The sequence below is a fragment of the Burkholderia sp. E168m22 genome, assembly GCF_001319805.1.
Classification (GTDB): Bacteria; Pseudomonadota; Gammaproteobacteria; order Burkholderiales; family Burkholderiaceae; genus Burkholderia; species Burkholderia orbicola.
In genome coordinates, this window is the sequence record NZ_BBSK01000080.1 from 1 (window position 1) to 19,043 (window position 19,043).

12 protein-coding genes are annotated in these 19,043 nt (G+C 71.0%); 11 read left to right on the forward strand and 1 reads right to left on the reverse strand.

What is annotated here, in order from left to right:
• The 11 genes from sctD to asnB form a co-directional block, all read left to right on the forward strand.
• The coding region (gene sctD, locus AP428_RS17980) for a type III secretion system inner membrane ring subunit SctD (RefSeq protein WP_054928340.1) at positions 1-970 on the forward strand (970 nt) is incomplete at its 5' end.
• 142 nt (positions 971-1,112) lie between these two features.
• A complete protein-coding gene (locus tag AP428_RS17985) occupies positions 1,113-1,325 on the forward strand; it encodes a hypothetical protein (RefSeq protein WP_006480857.1) in 213 nt (70 codons plus the stop codon).
• Between the two features lie 124 nt (positions 1,326-1,449).
• Positions 1,450-1,926 (forward strand): hypothetical protein, encoded by a 477-nt coding sequence (locus tag AP428_RS17990; protein WP_011694788.1) that lies wholly within the window; start codon positions 1,450-1,452, stop codon positions 1,924-1,926.
• 55 nt (positions 1,927-1,981) lie between these two features.
• The gene (sctJ, locus tag AP428_RS17995) at positions 1,982-2,860 is read left to right on the forward strand and encodes a type III secretion system inner membrane ring lipoprotein SctJ (RefSeq protein WP_011547297.1); all 879 of its coding nucleotides are present in this window, start codon (positions 1,982-1,984) and stop codon (positions 2,858-2,860) included.
• Positions 2,857-3,606 (forward strand): SctK family type III secretion system sorting platform protein, encoded by a 750-nt coding sequence (locus tag AP428_RS18000; RefSeq protein WP_011547298.1) that lies wholly within the window; start codon positions 2,857-2,859, stop codon positions 3,604-3,606. Before sctJ ends, AP428_RS18000 begins: the two co-directional genes overlap by 4 nt.
• Entirely contained in the window at positions 3,588-4,217 is a 630-nt protein-coding gene (gene sctL, locus AP428_RS18005) for a type III secretion system stator protein SctL (protein ID WP_011547299.1), read from the forward strand. Before AP428_RS18000 ends, sctL begins: the two co-directional genes overlap by 19 nt.
• Positions 4,214-5,590 carry a type III secretion system ATPase SctN gene (gene sctN / locus AP428_RS18010; RefSeq protein WP_011694787.1) on the forward strand — a complete coding sequence of 459 codons (1,377 nt, stop codon included), beginning with the start codon at positions 4,214-4,216 and terminating at the stop codon, positions 5,588-5,590. The genes sctL and sctN overlap by 4 nt, the downstream gene beginning before the upstream one ends.
• Positions 5,583-6,263: a hypothetical protein gene (locus tag AP428_RS18015; protein ID WP_011547301.1), complete on the forward strand. Its 681-nt coding sequence runs from the start codon at positions 5,583-5,585 to the stop codon at positions 6,261-6,263. Before sctN ends, AP428_RS18015 begins: the two co-directional genes overlap by 8 nt.
• Positions 6,257-7,066, forward strand: coding sequence for a type III secretion system export apparatus subunit SctT (gene sctT / locus AP428_RS18020; RefSeq protein ID WP_011547302.1), 810 nt, complete (start codon positions 6,257-6,259; stop codon positions 7,064-7,066). Before AP428_RS18015 ends, sctT begins: the two co-directional genes overlap by 7 nt.
• Before the next feature lie 16 nt (positions 7,067-7,082).
• On the forward strand, positions 7,083-8,114 hold the full coding sequence (locus AP428_RS18025; RefSeq protein ID WP_011547303.1) for an EscU/YscU/HrcU family type III secretion system export apparatus switch protein: 1,032 nt from the start codon (positions 7,083-7,085) through the stop codon (positions 8,112-8,114).
• Positions 8,115-8,384: 270 nt separating this feature from the next.
• Positions 8,385-10,355, forward strand: a complete 1,971-nt coding sequence (asnB, locus tag AP428_RS18030; RefSeq protein WP_011547304.1) for an asparagine synthase (glutamine-hydrolyzing) — start codon at positions 8,385-8,387, stop codon at positions 10,353-10,355.
• A gap of 56 nt (positions 10,356-10,411) precedes the next feature.
• On the opposite strand, the gene AP428_RS18035 is transcribed toward asnB, so the two are convergent.
• Positions 10,412-19,043 (reverse strand): LWXIA domain-containing protein (locus tag AP428_RS18035; protein WP_156349331.1); only part of this gene is annotated, 8,632 nt, incomplete at its 5' end.

Genomic DNA, 19,043 nt, shown 5'->3' on the forward strand with positions numbered 1-19,043 from the left:
GCAGGCGAGCGTCGCGGTGCCCGACGAAACCGATGCGCCGGACGCCGCGCGTGAAGCGGCATGGCTGGGCTGGCTCACCGGCGGGCTGCGGCGGCTGGGCAGCCGGCGGCTCGTGATCGCGCTGGTCGCGCTGTGGATCGGCGTGCTGCTCGGCGCGCTCGGCTACGGCTTCGTCGCGTGGTCGGGACGCTTGCCGTGGCAGCACGAATCGGTGCTCGCGCGCACGCACCGGCTGCAGCAACTGCTGCACGCGTATCCGGAGCTGGCGGTCGCGCCGCGCGACGACGGCGTGATCGTGTCGGGTTACGTCAGCGACCCGGCCGCGCGCGAGCACGTCGCGCAGATCGTCGCGGGCGTCGACAACGCGGCGCTCGGCAATATCTACGTGGTCAGCGATCTGGTCGCGACCGCGCAGACCTATTTCAGCGACACGGCACTGACGGTCACGTATCTCGGCCGCGGCCGGATCGAGCTGACGGGCACGGCCGCGCGCGCGCAGATCGAGCCGCGCATCCGCAATTACATGAAGGACGCGCGCCCGGCGCTCGAGGTGGTCGATCACGTACGCGATGCAGACGCGGCCGCGCCGCGTACGGCGACGACGCTCGGCGGCACGGCGGGCATTCCGGAGATCACGACCGTGTTCGCCGGCGACGGCGATCAGCGCTACATCGAGACGGTCGACGGTAGCCGCTATTTCGAAGGCGCACGGCTGAAGGAGGGCGCGAGCGTCGTGTCGATCGGCCCGGACGAAGTGGTGTTCGAGCGCAACGGCCAGCGCATCACGATGCCGCTCGGCGGCCCGTCGGCGCGTGTGCCCGAGCAGGCGCCGGCGCCGCCCGTGGCGCCGCTCGCGAGCGGCGCGGCGGCGGGCGTCGCGCAGCCGGTGCCGGGGCCGACGCTGTTGCCCGATGCGCCGGCGACGCCGGCCGTCGCGGCGGCCGGCGCGTCGAAGGGCGCGACGCACTAGGGTCGCGACAGGATTTGCGCATCGCGCCTGGCGATGCGCGCATTACGCGACACGCCGCGCGCATGCGGCGCGTCACGTCGCCGGCGGGGCATGGGGCCGCCGCCGGAAGGTGGAGTGTGTTGTTCACGTAAAGGAGCGAAGCATGGGTACCTCGGCAGCAGGTGGTGTGACGAACACGGGCGACGTGCAGAAGCAGGCCGACGACCTGACCAAGACGCAGCTCGAACTGACCAAGATCAACTTCCAGGTTCAGCAATCGACTGCGACGTTCGAAACCAGCAACGCAGTGACCGCGCAGGAAGGGACGGCGAACGCCCAGGTTGCGCAACACCTGAGTTCCGCCGGCCGCGCGTGATGCCGGTCGCCGGCCGTGCCGTGCGACGTCGCACGCCGGGGCCGCCCGTGACGGGCGCTCGGCGTGGCGTAGGTGCGTGCCGGCCGGCCCGTTTCCGGCTTTGCCGGTCAAGGAGGACACGATCATGTCGGTAACAGGCGTAGGCGCGGCGCCGCCGGGCGCGGCTGCGCTCGCGAGTGCCGCGCAGCAAGCGGGCACGGCGTCCGACCCGGCGCAGGTGCGCCAGTTCGATGCGCTGATGCAGCCGGGCGCGTCGCCGGCCGCCCCGCCGTCTTCGTCCGGTGTCGCGATGTCGCGCGCGCCGGCGGATGCGGCGCCGGCCGTGCAGATGACGCCCGCACAGGCGAACCAGTCGTCGCTCGTCGAGCGGTTGCGCACGTACGGCAACGATCTCGATTCGCGGTACGCGAACATCGACAAGCATCGCAGCGAGATGCTGACGTCGATGGCGGACAGCCGCAGCGACCCGCTGATGACGATGGTGAAGGCGATGGATTTCCAGTGGACGGCAACCACCACGATTTCGGAATACCAGTTGAGCCTGTCGGTTGCACAGGCGGCGAACGGCTTCACGCATACGGTGCTGAAGACGCAGGAGTGAAAGCGCGCGTGCTGGCTGGAGGCTCTGGCCTCACGCGCCCTGAAGCGGACAAACGATGACGACGATCGATTCGACGCCGCGCATGCATGCGTGGCGCAGCCGGGCGGCGCGTGCGCTGCTCGCGGGGCTGCTCGTGCTGTTGGCCGGGTGCCAGAAGGAGCTGTACTCGGGCCTGTCGGAGCGCGACGCGAACCAGATGGTCGCGGTGCTCGGCGACGCGGGCATCAGCGCGTCGAAGGACAACGATGCGCGCGACACGTCGGACCGCAACGCGTGGCTCGTGAGCGTCGCGGACGGCGACATGCAGGCGGCGCTCACGGTACTGCAGGCGAACGGACTGCCGAAGCCGAGCTATGCGAGCCTCGGCGAGCTGTTCCAGAAGCAGGGCCTCGTGTCGACGCCGGCCGAGGAGCGCGTGCGCTACCTGTACGGCGTGTCGCAGGATCTGTCGCGCACGCTGCAGGACATCGAGGGCGTGGTGGTCGCGCGCGTGCAGGTCGTGATTCCGGAGAACGATCCGCTCGCGGACAAGATCAAGCCGTCGTCGGCCGCGGTGTACATCCGCTACCGGCCGGGCGTCGACCTGCGCGCGATGGCGCCGATGGTCAAGGATCTCGTCGCGCACAGCATCGAAGGGCTGCAGTACGACAACGTGTCGCTGTTCCTGCAGCCGGCCGCCGCGCGCGCGACGCGCGTGGACGGGATCGGCAGTGCGGTGTCGGACATCCTGCGGCTGCGCTCGCCGCTCGGCTGGCTCGTGTTCGCGCTGATCCTGCTGACCTGCGCGGTGATCGCGCTGTCGGCCGCGCGGCGCGGGATGTTCGGCGCGCGGCTTGCGGGCCTGCTCGGTGCGTCGCGCGGGGCGAGCGGTGCGACCGCGCAGAACGCTGGCGGCGGGTTGCGTACGCCGGACGGCGCGCGCGACGGCGCATGAGCGAGCCGCACGCGCTGCCGCCGGGCGAGGCGAGCGTCGCGGCCGAGGCGGCGACGCTGCCATGGCTGCATCCGCTTGCGCCGCCTCCCGTCGCACGCGCTGCCACGTTTCATGCGCTCGTCTGCGACTTCAACCTGCGGCCCGACCGCTATCTGCACGTGACACGCGTGCCGGCCGACTGGCCCGCGCGCTACCGTTCGCCGGACGCGTTCGGCGCGGCCGGCCGCAAGCTGCTCGCGCGGCACCTGCTAGACCTGAACGGCGTGGCCGACCGACACGACTTCGACGTCGCGAACCCGTGCGCGCGGCTCGCGCTGCTGCCGGGCGCGGCGCTCGAACAACTGGCCGCGTATGCGGGGCTGCTGCTGCATCGCGCATGGCTGCGCGACGTGCTGGCCGGGCGGCGCATCCGCGCGGAAGTCGCGGCGCGGCTCGGCGGCGATGCGCTCGAACTCGCGCTCGAACGCGCGCCGGAATTCGGCGCGCTCGCGGAAACGCTCGAACCGTGGCGCGCCGATCCCGCCGCGCTGCCGGTCGTGATCCGGGCGCGCGGCGGCCGGCTGCTCGCGGATTTCATCGGCGTGGCCGGCGACGCGGTCGCGCGGCGCGTGCGCCTGAAATTCAACCGCGCGATCGACGACGAGGCGCCGTACTGGCTGAACCGCGCGCAGCGCGACCAGTTCGGCGAACTGATGTTCCTGTTTCTGATTCCCGAGAGGCTTGCGTCATGGGACTGGCTTTTCTGATCACGAGCGACAACCTGCAGCTACTGTCGGAACGCAAGGTGCTCAAGGAGCGCGAATACGCGGCGCTGCTCGACGCGTCCGCGGTGATCGCGACCGCGCATGAAGAGGCGGCGCGCATCGTCGCCGACGCGCAGCGCGAGTTCGACAAGCGCCAGGCGGCCGGCTACGACGAAGGCATGCGCCGCGCGCAACGCGAGCAGGCCGCGCAGGCCTACACGCAGGCGCTCGCCGCCACGCGCACGATGGAAACGATGAAGGACGCGATGGCCGATATCGTCGTGAAGGCCGTGCGCGCGATCGTCGGCGAGATGAGCACGCAGAAGCTGTACGAGGCCGCGCTCGCGCGGATCGCGCCGCTCGTACGTGACGAGGCGTTCCTGATCGTGCGTATCGCGCCCGGCCGCAAGGACGAGATGCGCGACGCGCTCGACGGCGCGTTCGCCGGGCAGTCGAACCGGCAGAAGATCCGCATCGTCGAGGACGCGCAGCTCGAACGCCATGCATGCACGGTCGAGACGCCGTCCGGGCGCATCGACGCGAGCCTCGACCTGCAGATCGACGCGTTGCGTCAGGCGATCCGCCGCGACGCGCTGAAGGGCGCCGCGCGATGAACGCGCCGCTCGACGATCCGCCACCGTTCGGCGACGACGACGGCGCGCCGTTCGATCGCGGCCGCCTGGTCGGCGAACTCGACGCGGGGCTGGCGTTCTTCTCGCCGGTGTCGGTGCAGGGCCGCGTCAACCACGCGGTCGGGCAGATATTGAACGCGACGGGCATCCGCGCGCGGCTCGGCGAGATCTGCGAGCTGCGCACGCCGAACCAGCCGACGCTGCTCGCAGAGGTGGTCGGCTTCTCGCGCCAGACGACGCTGCTCACGCCGCTCGGCGACGTGGCCGGGCTGTCGCCGGAGACGACCGTCGTGCCGTCCGGGCGCGAGCATGTCTTTCCGGTGGGCGAGGGGCTGTTCGGCCGCGTGCTCGACGGGCTCGGCCGGCCCCTCGACGATCGCGGGCCGGTGACGGGCGCCGCATGGGTCTCGACGCAGCAGGACCCGCCGAACCCGCTCGCGCGCAAGATGATCGACACGCCGTTTCCGACCGGCGTGCGCGTGATCGACGGGCTGATGACGCTCGGCATCGGGCAGCGCGTCGGCATCTTCGCGCCGTCCGGCGTCGGCAAGAGCACGCTGCTCGGGATGATCGCGCGCGGCGCGCAGGCCGACGTGAACGTGATCGCGCTGGTCGGCGAACGCGGCCGCGAGGTGCGCGAATTCATCGAGCACAGCCTGTCGCCCGAGGTGCGCGCGCGGTCGATCGTCGTCGTGTCGACATCCGATCGCCCCGCGATGGAGCGCGTGAAATCCGCGCTGGTCGCGACCGCGATCGCCGAGCACTTCCGCGATGCGGGCAAGCGCGTGCTGCTGCTGGTCGATTCGCTGACGCGCTTCGCCCGCGCGCAGCGCGAGGTCGGCCTCGCGAGCGGCGAGCCGCCGACGCGGCGCAGCTTCCCGCCGTCGACGTTCGCGGTATTGCCGCGCCTGCTCGAACGCGCGGGGCAGGGGGCGCACGGGTCGATCACCGCGCTCTACACGGTGCTCGTCGAAGGCGACGAGGAATCGGACCCGATCGCCGAGGAGGTGCGCTCGATCCTCGACGGCCATATCGTGCTGTCGCGCAAGATCGCGCTCGCGAACCGCTATCCGGCGATCGACGTGCTCGCGAGCCTGTCGCGCGTGATGCCGCTCGTCGCGAGCCGCGCGCACCAGCATGCGGCCGCGCGCGTGCGCGAGCTGATCGCGAAGTACCAGGAGATCGAGCTGCTGGTGCAGATCGGCGAGTATCGCGAAGGCAGCGACCGGCTCGGCGATCTCGCGCTGCGCGCGCGCGACGCGATCGGCGCGTTCTGCGCGCAGGCGTCGGACGAGGACGTGCGTTTCGACGCGCTGCTCGCGAAGCTGACGAAGCTGGCGAACGATCATGTCTGAAGCCGACGACCGCCTCGTGCTCGCGACGCTCGCTCGCCTGAAGCGCGTGCGCGAGATGCGCAGCCAGATCGCGCGCGTCGCGGCCGCGCGCCAGCAGGGCATCGCCGCGCAGAGCCGCCGCGCGCTCGCGGCCGCGCAGGCGCAGCTCGCGCAGCAGGTCGCCGCGAAGGCCGCGATCCAGACGCGGCTCGCCGACGACGTGCGCGAGGCCCGCGCATTGCAGAACGCGGCGGCCGATACGCGCACGTTCGACCGGCATATCGGCACCGCGAACGCGTCGGTGAGCGAGGCCGCGCACGTGCATCGCGGCCACGAGGCGACGCTCGCCGACCTGCAGCGCGCCGCGCGCAAGGCGAAGGCCGCCGAGGACAAGCTGGAGAAGGCCGGCGAGAAGGCGCTGCACGCGCGCGCCGCGCGGGTCGAGCGCGACGCCGACGACATCGCGGACGGCTACGCGGTGCGGCGCTTCGCGACGGGCGGCACCTGGGTGGCTGGTGCGGGCGACGCCGCGGCCGGTCATGCGTCCACGCCGCCCGAGGCCGCCGCCGCGTTCGATGCGGCGATGACCGAAGCGGAAACGGACGCCGACATCGCCACCGAAACCGACGCATCCGCCGCATCCGCCTCGCCCGACGATCCCGCCCCGCCCGCCGCCGCGGAGCGCCGATGCTAGACCAGGCCGCGGGTTTCAACGACGTCGCCGGCATGCTGCGGCCGCTGCTCTACGTGATGCCGCGCCTGCTGCCGATCATGTTCGTCGTGCCGGTATTCAACGAGCAGATCATCACGGGCCTCGTGCGCAACGGGATCGCGGTCGTGATCGCCGCGTTCGTCGCGCCGACGATCGATGCCGCGCAGGTCGCCGCGCTGCCGTTCCTGATGTGGTGCCTGCTGGTCGCGAAGGAGGCGATGGTCGGCATGCTGCTCGCGGGCGCGTTCAGCGCGGTGCTGTTCGCGATCCAGGGCGTCGGCTACCTGATCGACTTTCAGACCGGCAGCGGCAGCGCCGCGTTCTTCGATCCGATGGGTGGCCACGAGGGCGGCCCGACTTCTGGATTCCTGAATTTCGTCGCGATTGCGCTGTTCGTCACGGCGGGCGGGTTGCAGGTGCTCGTGCAACTGTTCGCGCAGTCGTACGCATGGTGGCCGATCGGCTCGCTCGGCCCCGACTTCTCGTCGATGCTGCAAACCTTCATCGTGCGGCAGACCGACACGATCTTCGAATGGATGGTGAAGCTCGCGGCGCCGGTCACGATCGTGCTGGTGCTCGTCGAGCTGGGCGTCGGCCTGGTCGGGCGCGCGGTGCCGCAACTCAACATCTTCGTGTTCTCGCAGCCGCTGAAGAGCGCGCTCGCGGTGCTGATGATGATCCTGTTCCTGCCGGTGGTGTACGCGTCGCTGCATTCGCTGCTGAGCCCCGACAGCGGGCTGATGGCGTTGCTGCGCGCGCTGTTCGCCGCGCACGGCGGCGGCTGAGCGCGCCGGAGCCGGGATGGCCGAAAAGGACCAGAAGCCGACCGCGAAGCGCCTGCGCGAGGCGCGCGAGAAAGGCGACGTGCCGAAGAGCGCGGAAACGGTATCGTCCGCGTTCTTCGTCGGCGTGTGCGTGGCGCTCGCGGTGGGCATCGGCTCGCTGTTCGCGCGGGTGCAGGCGCTGTTCCGGCTCGTGTTCGACGCGGTCGGCGCGGCCGATCCGTCCGCGCGGCTCGCGGCGCTGATCGACGGCGCCGCGCGCGACTGGGCGACGCTGTCCGCGCAGATCGTCGCGGCCGGCCTGCTGGCGGGGCTGCTCGCGGGCTTCGTGCAGGTGGGCGGCGTGATGGCGTGGAGCCGCCTCGTGCCGCAGTTGTCGCGGCTCAACCCGGCCGAGGGGATGAAGAACCTGTGGTCGCTGCGCAACCTCGTCAATCTCGCGAAGATGCTGCTGAAGACGGCGCTGCTCGTCGCGACGCTTGGCTGGCTGATCGTCGAGTCGCTCGATCCGTCGGTGCAGTCGGGCTTCACGCGGCCGGCCTCGATCCTCGCGCTGATCGTGAAGCTGCTGATGCTGCTGTTCGGCTGGGCCGCGCTGATCTACATCGTGATGGCGCTGATCGACATCGTGCACCAGCGGCACGAGTTCAACCAGAAGATGAAGATGTCGATCGACGAAGTGCGGCGCGAGCACAAGGAGGACGAAGGCGATCCGCACATCCAGGCGAAGCGCCGCCAGCTCGCGCGCGAAGCGCAGTTCGCGTCGCTGCCCGACCGGATCGGCTATGCGTCGGTGGTCGTCTATTCGCCGCGCGTGGCCGTCGCGCTCTACTACGGCGGGATGGGCTCGCTGCCGTGGGTGCTCGCGCGCGGCGAGGGCGACGCGGGCGAGCGGATCGTGCGGCTGGCCCGCGACGCGCTGCGCCCGACGCTCGCCAACGTCGGGCTCGCGCAGGCGCTGTACGAGACGACGCCCGAGAACGGCACGATCCAGCCGCAGCATTTCCGCGCGGTCGCGCAGTTGCTGAAATGGGCGACCGGCGCCGCTTGACGGCGGCGTGGCGGGTTGGCGTCGCATCGCATCAAGCCCCTTTTTTGTCGGCGATGCTTGCCGGCGATCCGGCCGGATTCGATATGACCCCATCGCTCGATCATCGGCGTACGGCGCTTGACGTCCATTTTTTTCCGGATTTCGCCGACATTCACTGGTGAATTATTGCTGATTTATTTCTTCGTAATATGGCTCGACCGTCACGCCCGACGGCGGGCCGCGAGGTTGCGCCACCCGTGACGGACCAGGTCAACAGGGGCAGACAAATCAATGTGCGGAATCGACGGCTTTCTGAATAGCGTCGCCTTCGATGAGGAGACAGCGCGCGGCACGCTCGCGCGAATGACGGCAAGCCTCGCGCATCGCGGGCCGGACGGGCAGGGCATCTGGGTCGACCCGGATGCCGGCATCGCGCTCGGCCACCGGCGGCTCGCGATCGTCGACCTGTCGGTGCACGGCCGGCAGCCGATGGCTTCCGCGTGCGGTCGCTACGTCCTCGTCTTCAACGGCGAAATCTACAACCATCGCGAACTGCGCGCGGAGCTCGAGCGCGCGGGGCGTGCACCGGCGTGGCGCGGCCACTCCGACAGCGAGGTGCTGATCGCGGCGATCGTCGCGTGGGGCGTCGAGGCCACGTTGCGCCGCGCGACCGGCATGTTCGCGTTCGCGCTGTGGAATCGCGCGTCGCGGGTGCTGACGCTCGCGCGCGACCGGATCGGCGAGAAGCCGCTCTACTACGGGCGGATCGGCGACGCGCTCGTGTTCGCGTCCGAGCTGAAGGCGCTGCGCGGCTACCCGGGCTTCGACGGCACGGTCGATCGCGACGCGCTGTGCCTGTACCTGCGCCAGTCGAGCGTGCCCGCGCCTTATACGATCTATCGCGGCATCCGCAAGCTGCCGCCCGGCACGTACATCCAGTTCGAACATGCGCGCGACACGCCGCGCCTGCGCGCGTACTGGACGCTCGAACAGGCGATCGAGGCGGGCCGCGCGCAGCCGTTCGAGGGCAGCGCCGACGAAGCCGTCGGCCAGCTGGACACGGTCCTGCGCCAGGCCGTCGCGCGGCAGATGGAGGCCGACGTGCCGCTCGGCGCGTTCCTGTCGGGCGGCATCGATTCGTCGGCGATCGTCGCGCTGATGCAGGCGCAATCGGCGACGCCGGTCGACACGTTTACGATCGGCTTCCACGAGGCCGGCTACGACGAAGCCGGTTACGCGAAGGCCGTCGCGCGCCATCTCGGCACGCGCCATACCGAGCTTTACGTGACGGCCGACCATGCGCTCGGCGTCGTGCCGAAGCTGCCGTCGATCTACGACGAGCCGTTCTCCGATGCGTCGCAGATCCCGACCTTTCTCGTCTCCGAACTGACGCGCCGGCACGTGAAGGTGAGCCTGTCCGGCGACGGCGGCGACGAATTGTTCGGCGGCTATACGCGCTACTTCCTGACGCCGCGCCTGTGGCGCAAGCTGCATCGCGTGCCGGCGGCGGTGCGTGCGCGGATCGCCGCCGCGTTGCACGCGTTGCGGCCCGATCACGCGGACCAGCTCGCGGCCGTCGCGCAGGGTGCGTGGGGCGGCGGCGTGGAAGCGCGCGAATCCGCGTCGCGCATCGGCGATCGCCTGCACAAGCTCGGCCATGTGATGACGGCGGAGAGCCGCATCGGGCTGTACCGGCTGCTGATGTCGTCGGTGCATCATCCGGAGCGCCTCGCGCTGTCGGGGCAGGAGCCGCCGACGCCGCTCGACACGGTGTCCGCGTGGCCCGCGCACCTGAGCTTCGCCGAGCAGGCGATGGCGATCGACACGCTCACGTACCTGCCGACCGACATTCTCGCGAAGGTCGATCGCGCGGCGATGGCCGTGAGCCTCGAGACGCGCATGCCGTTCCTCGATCATCACGTCGTCGAATTCGCGTGGCGTGTGCCGGCGTCGGTGCGCTTGCCGGAAGGGCAGTCGAAGGCGCTGCTGCGCCGGCTGCTCGACCGGTACGTGCCGTCCGCGCTGATCGACCGGCCGAAGCAGGGCTTCTGCGCGCCCGTCGACCACTGGCTGCGCGGCGCGCTGCGCGACTGGGCCGATGCGCTGCTGCGGCCGTCGCGCCTGCGCGAAGAGGGCTTCTTCGATGCGGCGGCGGTCGAGCGGCTGTGGCGCCAGCACCAGACGGGCCGGATGAACTGGCAGCACCAGCTGTGGACGGTGCTGATGTTCCAGGCGTGGCTGGAACATCAGCGGGCGGCGTGATGCGGCATGCCGCGCGCAACCGGTGCGCGCGGCGCCACGCGGCCCGCGCGCCGCTATCAGCCCACGATCAGCGGCGTGCCGACCGACAGGCGGTTCGGATCGCGTGAAACCGACGGATTGAGCTGCAGGATCTCGTTGAACGCGCGCGTGTCCTGCTCGCCGCGCGTCATCGCCTGCTGGTCGGTGCGCGACACGTGCGCGGCGTCGAGCAGCGACTGGCGATGCTGGTCCGCGATGACCCATAGCGAATCGCCGGCGACGACGATGTAGGGCTGCGGCGACCCGGACGGTTGAGCGGTCGACGGCGTGGCGCTGGCCGACGGCGAAGCCGGCGCGGCAGGCGACGCACTGGGCGAGGCAACCGCCGAAGCGCTTGGCGCGGCGCTTGCCGAAGGACTGGCCGACGCGCTTGCCGAAGCGCTCGGCGAAGCGCCGGGCGCGAGATTCGACTGCGACGAATTCGACTGATTCGACTGATTCGACGAACCGGACCCCGAGCCGAAGAACGTCGTCCACAGACTTTCGATCAGCTTGTACGCGAACGCGCCGACCGGAATCAGCACGACGGCCGTCGGGATCTTCTTGATCAGCGGCGTCGCGTTCGGGAAATGCGTGTTCAGACGGCCGCCGAGCAGCAGCGCGGTGGACACGCCGGTCGCGATCGCGAGGTCGTAATGGCCGCCGCTCCACTGCACGCCGGTGCCGAGGCCGCCGTATGCGACGGCCATGAAGTCGCTCGCCGAATCGGTGAAGCGCACGATGCGGCTGCGCTTGTCGGCATTCACGCGGTGCGCGCCGATCGTGTAGACGAGGCCCGCATACGTGGCGCCGAACGCACCGCTCGCGATGGCGGCGGAGCCGTAGGCGAGATCGAACGCCCCGTGCGCGTGCACGACGCCGCTGATGCCGACCGCGAGCGTCGCGGTCGACGTGATCGCGGCGCCGGCGCGGCCCGCGATCCCGAACAGGTGACGCGGGTTGCCGGTATGGAGCTGCTGCAGCGACGTGCCGCCGACGGTGCCCTGCATCTGCGCGAGCACGTCCGCGGCGAGCGCCTTGATGTGGGTGGTCGCGTCGTCGAAACTCATCAGCCCGACGCGGTTCAGCTCGACATACTGCGCGGCCAGTGTCCGCGCTTCGTTCGAGATCTGCTCGAGCTGCGCGCGCCGGTTCTGGCCGTAATCGTGCGCCCCCGAGCGCAGCTGCCGCGACAGCGTCACTTCGAGCCGCGTGAGCACCGCCTGCGCGGCCTTCGGATCGCCGGCCTGCAGGCTGCGCACCGCGCCCTGGTGCATGACCTGGAACACGCGACCGAGACGCGAGCCCAGCAGGAACGACGACGTCGCGCTGCTCAGCATGTCCTGCCGCAGCACGTGCGTCGCGCCGAGCGTATCGGCGATCACGAGCGCACCGGCGCCGGTGACGAGCGAGCTGAAGCCGATCGACTTCCACAGCTCCGCCTTGCGGAACGACGGCCGATGCACGCGCAGCGCGTTGATCTGCGCGAGCGCCTGCAGTTCCTCGATCATCTTGGCCTGTTTCGGGTTCGCCGCGATCTGCCGGCCGACGCTGATCGGCTTCGACGGATCGTTCTTCAGCGCTTCGCGCTCGACTACCGACTGCCAGTACGCGCGACTGTCGGGCAGCGGCCCCGCGGGATCGGCGGTCGACACGACGGTGCCGCGGGCCGGCGCGCGGCCGCCGGCTTCCGCGAGCCAGCGCTCGCCGAAGCGGCGGGCGAGTTTTTCGGTGCGCGTGGCGGGCGGATGATCGGCCGACGCCCACTGCGTCATCGCATGCTCGATCGTCGCCTTGCGCGCCTGGTTGACGAGTGCGGTCGTGTTGCGTTCGTACAGTTCGCTGCGCAGCGTCGCGAGCGCGTCGTCGGACAGCCCTTTCGACTTGCCGATGCGCGCGATCTCCGCGAACAGCACCTGCTGCTGGTTCGCGAATGCCTCGGGGCTCACCGGTTCGAAGACGCGCGTGAGCGCATCGGCGCCGTGCAGTCGCGCGAACTTGCCGTGACGGTCGGTCTGGTAATAGTCGACGATCCGTTCCGCCAGCGCCCGCGTCAGGTCCTGGTTCGCGATGAAGTCGGCCCCGTGCGTGCCGTACGACAGCCCGACGTGCAGCCAGTCGATCGCCTTGCGGTCGAGCAGCGCATCGAGCAGCTCGACGTGGCCGGCGCCCGGCACCGGCTCGAGCACGGCGTCCCATCCGTGAAAGCTCAGCATCACGTTCGGCGCGGGCTCGCCGGCGTGATCGTGCGACCACGTCTCGAACGACGTCATCAGCCGCGTGTACTCGGCATAGCTGTCGTTGGTGCCGGCGATCGTACGGCGGTCGTCCGCGGAGACGAGCGGGCGGCCCGACGCCGCTTCGAGACGAAGCTGGAAGCCGTGGCGCGACGCCGCGGTGAGCCATTTGTGCAGATGCGCGATGTCGTCGAGCTCGAGCGTGCGCGTGGTGCCGTCCGGCGCCTCGCGCGTGATCGTCGCGTCGGCCTCGTTGTAGCGCGCGCCGATCGGCGACCCGAACTTGCGGGCGCGCCGGATGAACGCCGGATCGTGCTTGCCGCCGCGCGCGGCCGCGAGCGTGTGCGGATCGACCGGAATCGACACCACCGGCATCGCGCCGCCATATTGTTCGACGTAGCGCACCGCGAGCGCGGGATCGTCGCGCAGGTTGAACGCACGCGCCATCGGCGCGACGCGGTCCTGAATCTCGGCCGGTGCGCGCACGAACGCCTGGATCGCGCGCTTGTCGATCATGCGCGCCGCGCTGTGGCGCGTGGCGTACGCCTGCATCCACTTCACGAAGCGGTTGTGATCGCCGCCGGGATCGGCGACCGGCCCGCGCGACGGCATGCTCGACACCTCGCGCGCGAGACCGATGGGGATGCCGAGCGCTTTCAGCATCGGTGCGTCGGCCAGGATCGTCTGCGGTTCGTCGGTCAGTGCGAGGCCGCCGGCATCGGGCTGGTTCTTGCGTGCGGTGACCGCCTTCACGCGGTCGATCGTCGGGAACCAGTCGGCCACCTTCGCGGCGCCGTAGCGCATCACCCATTCCGCGACCGTGCTCGAACCGAGGCTCGGCTGGTAGGGCCGCAGCGTCAGCGGCTTGGCCGCCGGCGTCTTCGGTGGCTTCTGCGGCTTCGGCGCGGCCGGCGCGTTTGCCGCGTTTGCCGCATTCGCGGCGCGGCGGTTGCGCCGGCCGCGCTTGCCGCGCAGCGCATTGCGCACCCGGCCGGCAGGGCCCGTGGAGCCGCCGGCCGCCGGCTGCGCGGCTTGCTGGGCCGCGGCGAGGTCGGCCTGAGCGGCTTTCACGCGATCGATCTGGCCGGCGATCTGCGTGCGGATCCAGCGTGTCGCGAGGTCGAACTTCTGCGGCAGCGCATCGAAATACGACTTCTCGTCGAGCAGCTGCGTGAGTCGTTGCGCGAGCGCGGCTTTCTGCGTGGCGGTCGCGCGCGGATCGAACGCTTCGGGCGCGAGCGTCGACAGCAGAAAGTGCTGGTTCGCGCCGAACGGGCCGCGCCCGAGCGGCATCTCGTCGAGCGGGCGGCCCGCGTCCGGGTGGTCGCGCAATTGCTCGGCGTCGTCGTACCAGCGCGCGTTGCCGTCGTGGATCGCGATGATGCCGCGGCGCGTATGCAGCGATTCGGCAACCGGATGATCGGTCTCGTACACGTACACGTAGTGATCGCCGCGCAGCGCCTTCAGCTCCAGCGCGCGCATCAGGTGCAGCGTGTTCGCGCCGCTGAAGTCGATCGCGAGCTGCTCGCTGTCCGGGACGAGCTTCGGCGGCAGGAACGGACTGTCGGCGCCTTCGATCTCGGCGATCTTGCGGCGCACGCCCGGGTCGGCTTTCGCGAGGCCGCGCTGTACGCGCGTGCCGAGTTTCTGCATCGGCGGCTTCTCGTCGCCGAGCGCCTTGCGCATTTCCGCCGGCGCGAAGCCGCCGTAGCGCTCGACGGTGTCGTGCGTGACGTCCGTCACGACGAATCGCACGCCGCGCCGGCCGCCGGACAGGTTGCGCGCGCGTCGGCGGAACGCGGCGCCGAGATCGCGCGGCGCGATCGTCGCGTCGCCGAGCGAGGTCGACTCGTGATAGGTCCAGTCGTGCGCGGCGTTGCGCGTCGCGTAGCCGAGCACCTTGCCGGTTTCCTTGTCGATCGCGTAAAGCGTCGCGCCGTCGCCGGCCGCTTTCGCCGCCTGTTTCGGCCGGCGAAAGCGCGGCGCGTCGGCGAGCGACTGCAGCGTCGTGACGACGTCCGCGTCGGGCGTCGTGGCCGGTTCGGCTTCCCAAGTGCGGCCATCGCTGCGCGCGGTGATCCGCGCGGCGCCGCCGTACTCGCGCAATTCCGCAAGCGACACGGGCGACACGTAGAAATCGACGTTCGCCCGTTCCGCGCTGCCGTTGTCCTTCAGCGCGCGATAGACCGCGTCCGGGATCGACACGGCCGGATCGGCGGACGCCTTGTCGACGAACGTACCGTGCTCGTCGGTGCGCATGCTCGCGACGAACTTCGGCTGCGCATGGCGCGCGTCGATCGACGCGTCCGGCCGCGCTTCATGCTCGGCGATCAGCACGTGCGCATTCGTGCCGAACGCATCCTTCATCTGCTGGAGCGACGCGAGTTGCGAACCGTCGATGCGGATCAGGTCGCGCTTGCCGTGCGAGGCGAGGTGATCGAGCGCATGCTGGCGGCGCGCGGCGTCCGCCGTCGCCGCGGGCATCGGCGCGTTCGACGCCGGCTGCGGCGCGGGCGCCGGCATTTCGCGCGGCACGCCGAGCGCGTGCATCGCATCGGCCTGGCTCGCGTAGTACGCGCGATAGGTCGCGTGGCCCGGCACGGACGGCGCGACGTCGCCGAAGGCGGCCGCGAGCCGGCGCAGCCCGGCTTCGTCGCCGGGCATCGCGTGGTCGGCTTCGCGTGCGATCGCATCGGGCAGATGGGCGTCCCTGGCGATGTCGATGCCGCCATCGTCGAGGATTTCGCGGCGCACCGCGAACGCGTTCGCCTGTGCGCGCGCTTCGGCCATCAGCGCGCTGTCGGCAAGCGCCTGCGGCGATGAACGGTCGAGCGCGAGGCGGCGCGTGATCGTCTCGACCGCGTGCTGCGCTTCGTGCGCGAGCGTGTAGACGAGCGTGCCGGCGCCGTGGAACTGCCCGTCGAGCACGATCCGCTGCTTCGCGGTATCGATCCGGCTGCCGCGCCCGGGCCGGCCCACCACGATTTTCCAGCCGGCCTCGCCGGCCAGCGCGACCTGCTGGCGCAACAGGCTCGAGCGGTCGACCAGCGCATGGGCGGCCTTGGGCAGCGGCGCGCCGCCGAACCGCATCCGGATGCGCGTGATGACGGACGGCTTCTGCACGAATGCGTCGGGCGGCAAGTGCTCGGTGATGCCGGGATGCGCGAGCTCGATCGCGCCGCGCGCGATGCCGTCCTCGAGCATCACGCGTAGCGTGCCGATCTCGCGGACGATGCCTTCCACGTTCAGCTTCGGCGCATCGGTCATGACCGTCGACGGATCGCTCAGGTAGAAGTCGCCGTGCGCGTCGAACACGCCTTCGAAGTCGTAGTACAGACGGTGCTGCGCGGTGATGTCGCGCGCGCGGTCGAGCTGCGCGAATGCGTCGCGGGTGACGCGCGACGGCAGCATGCCGGCCATCACGTCGTGGCTGCTCAGCGACGCGAACGGCGCGTACATCACGGCCACGCGATCGAATGCCGCGAACGGGCCGCCGACCGTGAGCGTGCGCAGCCCGTGCGCGCGCAGCGCCGCGAGGCCTTCCTGTTCGAGGCGGATCGATTCGATGTGACCGAGAATCGCGCGATTGTCCGTGCCCTCGTAGAGGCCGATCGCATTGCGGCGGCCCAGTTCGAACACGGTCTTCTCGATGCCGGCGCCGGTCGCGGCGCCGGTGAAGCGCTCGACCGGCACGCGCGCGGCCGGATCGCCGCTCGCGTGGACGCCGTTGCCGTCGACGTCGAGCGCGCCCAGGTCCGGGCGCTGGTGCGGCGCCGGATCGTAGCGCAGCCACGCGTTGGTATGGCCGAGTCGCGCCTCGGCGCCGAGCCCGACCGCGATCGTCGGCGGCGCGTAGACGGGGCGCTGCCACACGTTCGCGAGCCAGGCGGCGGCATCGCGGCCGTTGCGTGCCGACAGAATCACCGACGAGCCGGGCAGGCCGAGCACCGAACGGTGCGCGAGCGTGACCTCGACCGGCGTGTACGGCCGGCCGTCCGGATCGACGAGGCGGCCTTGCGCGTCGGTGACGCCATGCACGATCACGATGCGGCCGTCGCGGTCGTAGGACAGCGGGCCCGAGCGGTCCAGCGTCAGCGCGTCGACGCCGGCCACCGGCTTGCCGTCGAACGGCGATGCCTTCACCGGACGCGCGCGCGACCATGCGGTTTCTTCGGCGAGCGTCGCGGCCGTCTCGCGCGGCGCCGGCATCGTGACGCCGGTGTGCCGCGCGGCCTGCGCGTGACGCCGATACAGCTCGCCGTAGGTCACGCCGCCGTCGAGCGACGTCGGGCTGTGCTCGAACGCGTCGGCGAGACGCGCGAGCGAGGCGGCGTCGCCGGCCCGCGCGCGACCGTATTCGTTGGCGATCGCGTCGGGCAGCGCGACGTGGCGGCCGATGTCGATGCCGAGGTTCGCGCGGATCTCGTCGCGCACCGCGAATGCGTTGACCTGCGCGCGCGCCTCGGCGAGCAGCGCGCTGCGCACGTAGCGCTGCGTCGAGCCGTAGTCGAGCCCGAGCGTGCCGGTCGCGGCCTCGAGCGCATGGCGGGCTTCGTGCGCGAGCACGTAGACCATCGATCCGGTCGACTGCAGTCCGCCGTCGATCGTGACGCGCCGCCGTCGCGTGTCGATCTTGCTGCCGGCGCCGGGCTTGCCGCGCACGACTTTCCAGCCTGCGTCGGCGCCGAGCCGAAGCTGCTGCGACAGCAGGCTCGATGCGTCGATCAGCCGGTACGCTTCCTTCGGCAGCGGCGCGCCGCCAAAGCGCATCCGCACGCGCGTGATGACCGACGGCTTTTGCACGAACGCATCGGGCGGCGGCGTTTCGGCGAGTCGCGGATGCGCGAGTTCGACGTGGCCGCGCTCGAGGCCTTGCGTCAGCGCGCGCTCGATCACCGCGAGCCGCTGCAGCGTGGTGAAATGCTCGCCCGCGCCCATGCCGATCGCACCGGGGTCGCTCAGCAGGAAGTCGCCGCCGCGCGTGAAGAGGCCTTGCAGGTCGAAGCCGATGCCCGTGCGTTCGACGACTTCGCGAATCTGCCGGAGGTGCTCGAGCGCCGCGCGCGACACCACGTGCGGCAGCGCGCCCGTCTCGAAGCCGAAGCTGTGGAACACTCCGAGCGGCCGGTACAGCACGGCGACGCGGTTCAGCGCGGAGAACGGGCCGTCCATCGTCACGGTCTTCAGCCCGTACGACGCGAGATCGTCGAGTGCGATGCTCTCGTCGATCGCCGCCTCGATCTGGCGGGCTTCCGACGTATGCGGACCGTTGTCGTAAACCGCGAGCGCGGCATCGTGGCCGAGCGCGAACACGGTTTTTTCGGCGCCGGCGCCGAGCAGCTCGCCGACGTGACGCTCGACGTCGATCCGCGCGGCCGGATTGCCTTCGAGGTGCACGCCTTCGGCGTCGGCCGTCAGTTGCCCGAGATCGTGCGGTGCCGCGGGCGCCGGGTCGTAGCGACGGAACACGCCGGTGTCGAGCAGCGCCGCGCGTTCGCCGACCGCGTGCGGGGGCGGCGCGTACACCGGCCGCTGCCACAGATTCGCGAGCCCGGCGGCGGCCGCCTCGCCGCCGTGCTTCGCGGACAGCACGATCGAATAGCCCTCCTTGACCAGGAACGACGGCGCCTGGTCGAGCGCGTATTCATGCACGCCGGCCGGCTGCCCGCCCGCGAGCAGCGTGCCGTCCGGCAACGTGTCGGCGTGCAGCATCAGCACGCCTTCGTCCTCCAGCATCGTGAAGTGGCGGCTGCGTGCCGCCTGCAGGTCGGCCGCCGCGGGCACGGGCCCATCGCCGAACGGCGACGCATATTCGGCATGCGCGCGGCTCCATGCCACGCGTTCGTCGAAGCTGCGCACGCCGTGCGGTGTGCCGTCGGTCTCGTGCGTCTGCGGCGCGGGCATCCGGCGCGGGATGCCGCCGCGGCGCTTCTGGCGCGACCACACGTCGTCGTAGAAATCGCGGTAGGTTTCGCCGTCGCGGCCCGACACGGGCGCATCCGCGAATGCGTCGACGAGGCGTCCGACCGTGCCCGCATAGTCGTGCGACGGCGCGCGCCATGCGTCGCCTTCGCGCTCGATCGCATCCGGCAGGCGCACGTGCGCGGCAATGTCGCCGCCGCCCGCGAGCTCGATTTCGTAGCGTGCCTCGAACGCGTTGATCTGCGCGCGCGCCTCGGCTTCGAGCGCCTTGCGCGTGAAGCGGCTGCGGTTGCCGTAGTCGAGGTTCAGCACGCCGGCCATCGCCTCGACCGCGTGACGCGCTTCGTGCGCGAGCGTATACGTGATGCTGCCCGGATGCTGGAGCGCGCCGTCGATCGTCACGCGGCGCTTGCGCGGATCGATGCGGCTGCCGCCGCCGCGCTTGCCGAGCGTCACGCGCCAGCCGGCGTCCTGCAGCATGCGCAGTTGCGTGGCGAGCGTGCCCGACTGC

What these genes read in the sequence shown, in the direction of transcription:
- sctJ (WP_011547297.1), top strand. Translation starts at nt 1,982, where the DNA reads ATGACGACGATCGATTCGACGCCGCGCATGCATGCGTGGCGCAGCCGG.
- AP428_RS18015 (WP_011547301.1), top strand. Translation starts at nt 5,583, where the DNA reads ATGTCTGAAGCCGACGACCGCCTCGTGCTCGCGACGCTCGCTCGCCTG.
- AP428_RS17985 (WP_006480857.1), top strand. Translation starts at nt 1,113, where the DNA reads ATGGGTACCTCGGCAGCAGGTGGTGTGACGAACACGGGCGACGTGCAG.
- asnB (WP_011547304.1), top strand. Translation starts at nt 8,385, where the DNA reads ATGTGCGGAATCGACGGCTTTCTGAATAGCGTCGCCTTCGATGAGGAG.
- AP428_RS18025 (WP_011547303.1), top strand. Translation starts at nt 7,083, where the DNA reads ATGGCCGAAAAGGACCAGAAGCCGACCGCGAAGCGCCTGCGCGAGGCG.
- sctL (WP_011547299.1), top strand. Translation starts at nt 3,588, where the DNA reads ATGGGACTGGCTTTTCTGATCACGAGCGACAACCTGCAGCTACTGTCG.
- AP428_RS18000 (WP_011547298.1), top strand. Translation starts at nt 2,857, where the DNA reads ATGAGCGAGCCGCACGCGCTGCCGCCGGGCGAGGCGAGCGTCGCGGCC.
- AP428_RS17990 (WP_011694788.1), top strand. Translation starts at nt 1,450, where the DNA reads ATGTCGGTAACAGGCGTAGGCGCGGCGCCGCCGGGCGCGGCTGCGCTC.
- sctT (WP_011547302.1), top strand. Translation starts at nt 6,257, where the DNA reads ATGCTAGACCAGGCCGCGGGTTTCAACGACGTCGCCGGCATGCTGCGG.
- sctN (WP_011694787.1), top strand. Translation starts at nt 4,214, where the DNA reads ATGAACGCGCCGCTCGACGATCCGCCACCGTTCGGCGACGACGACGGC.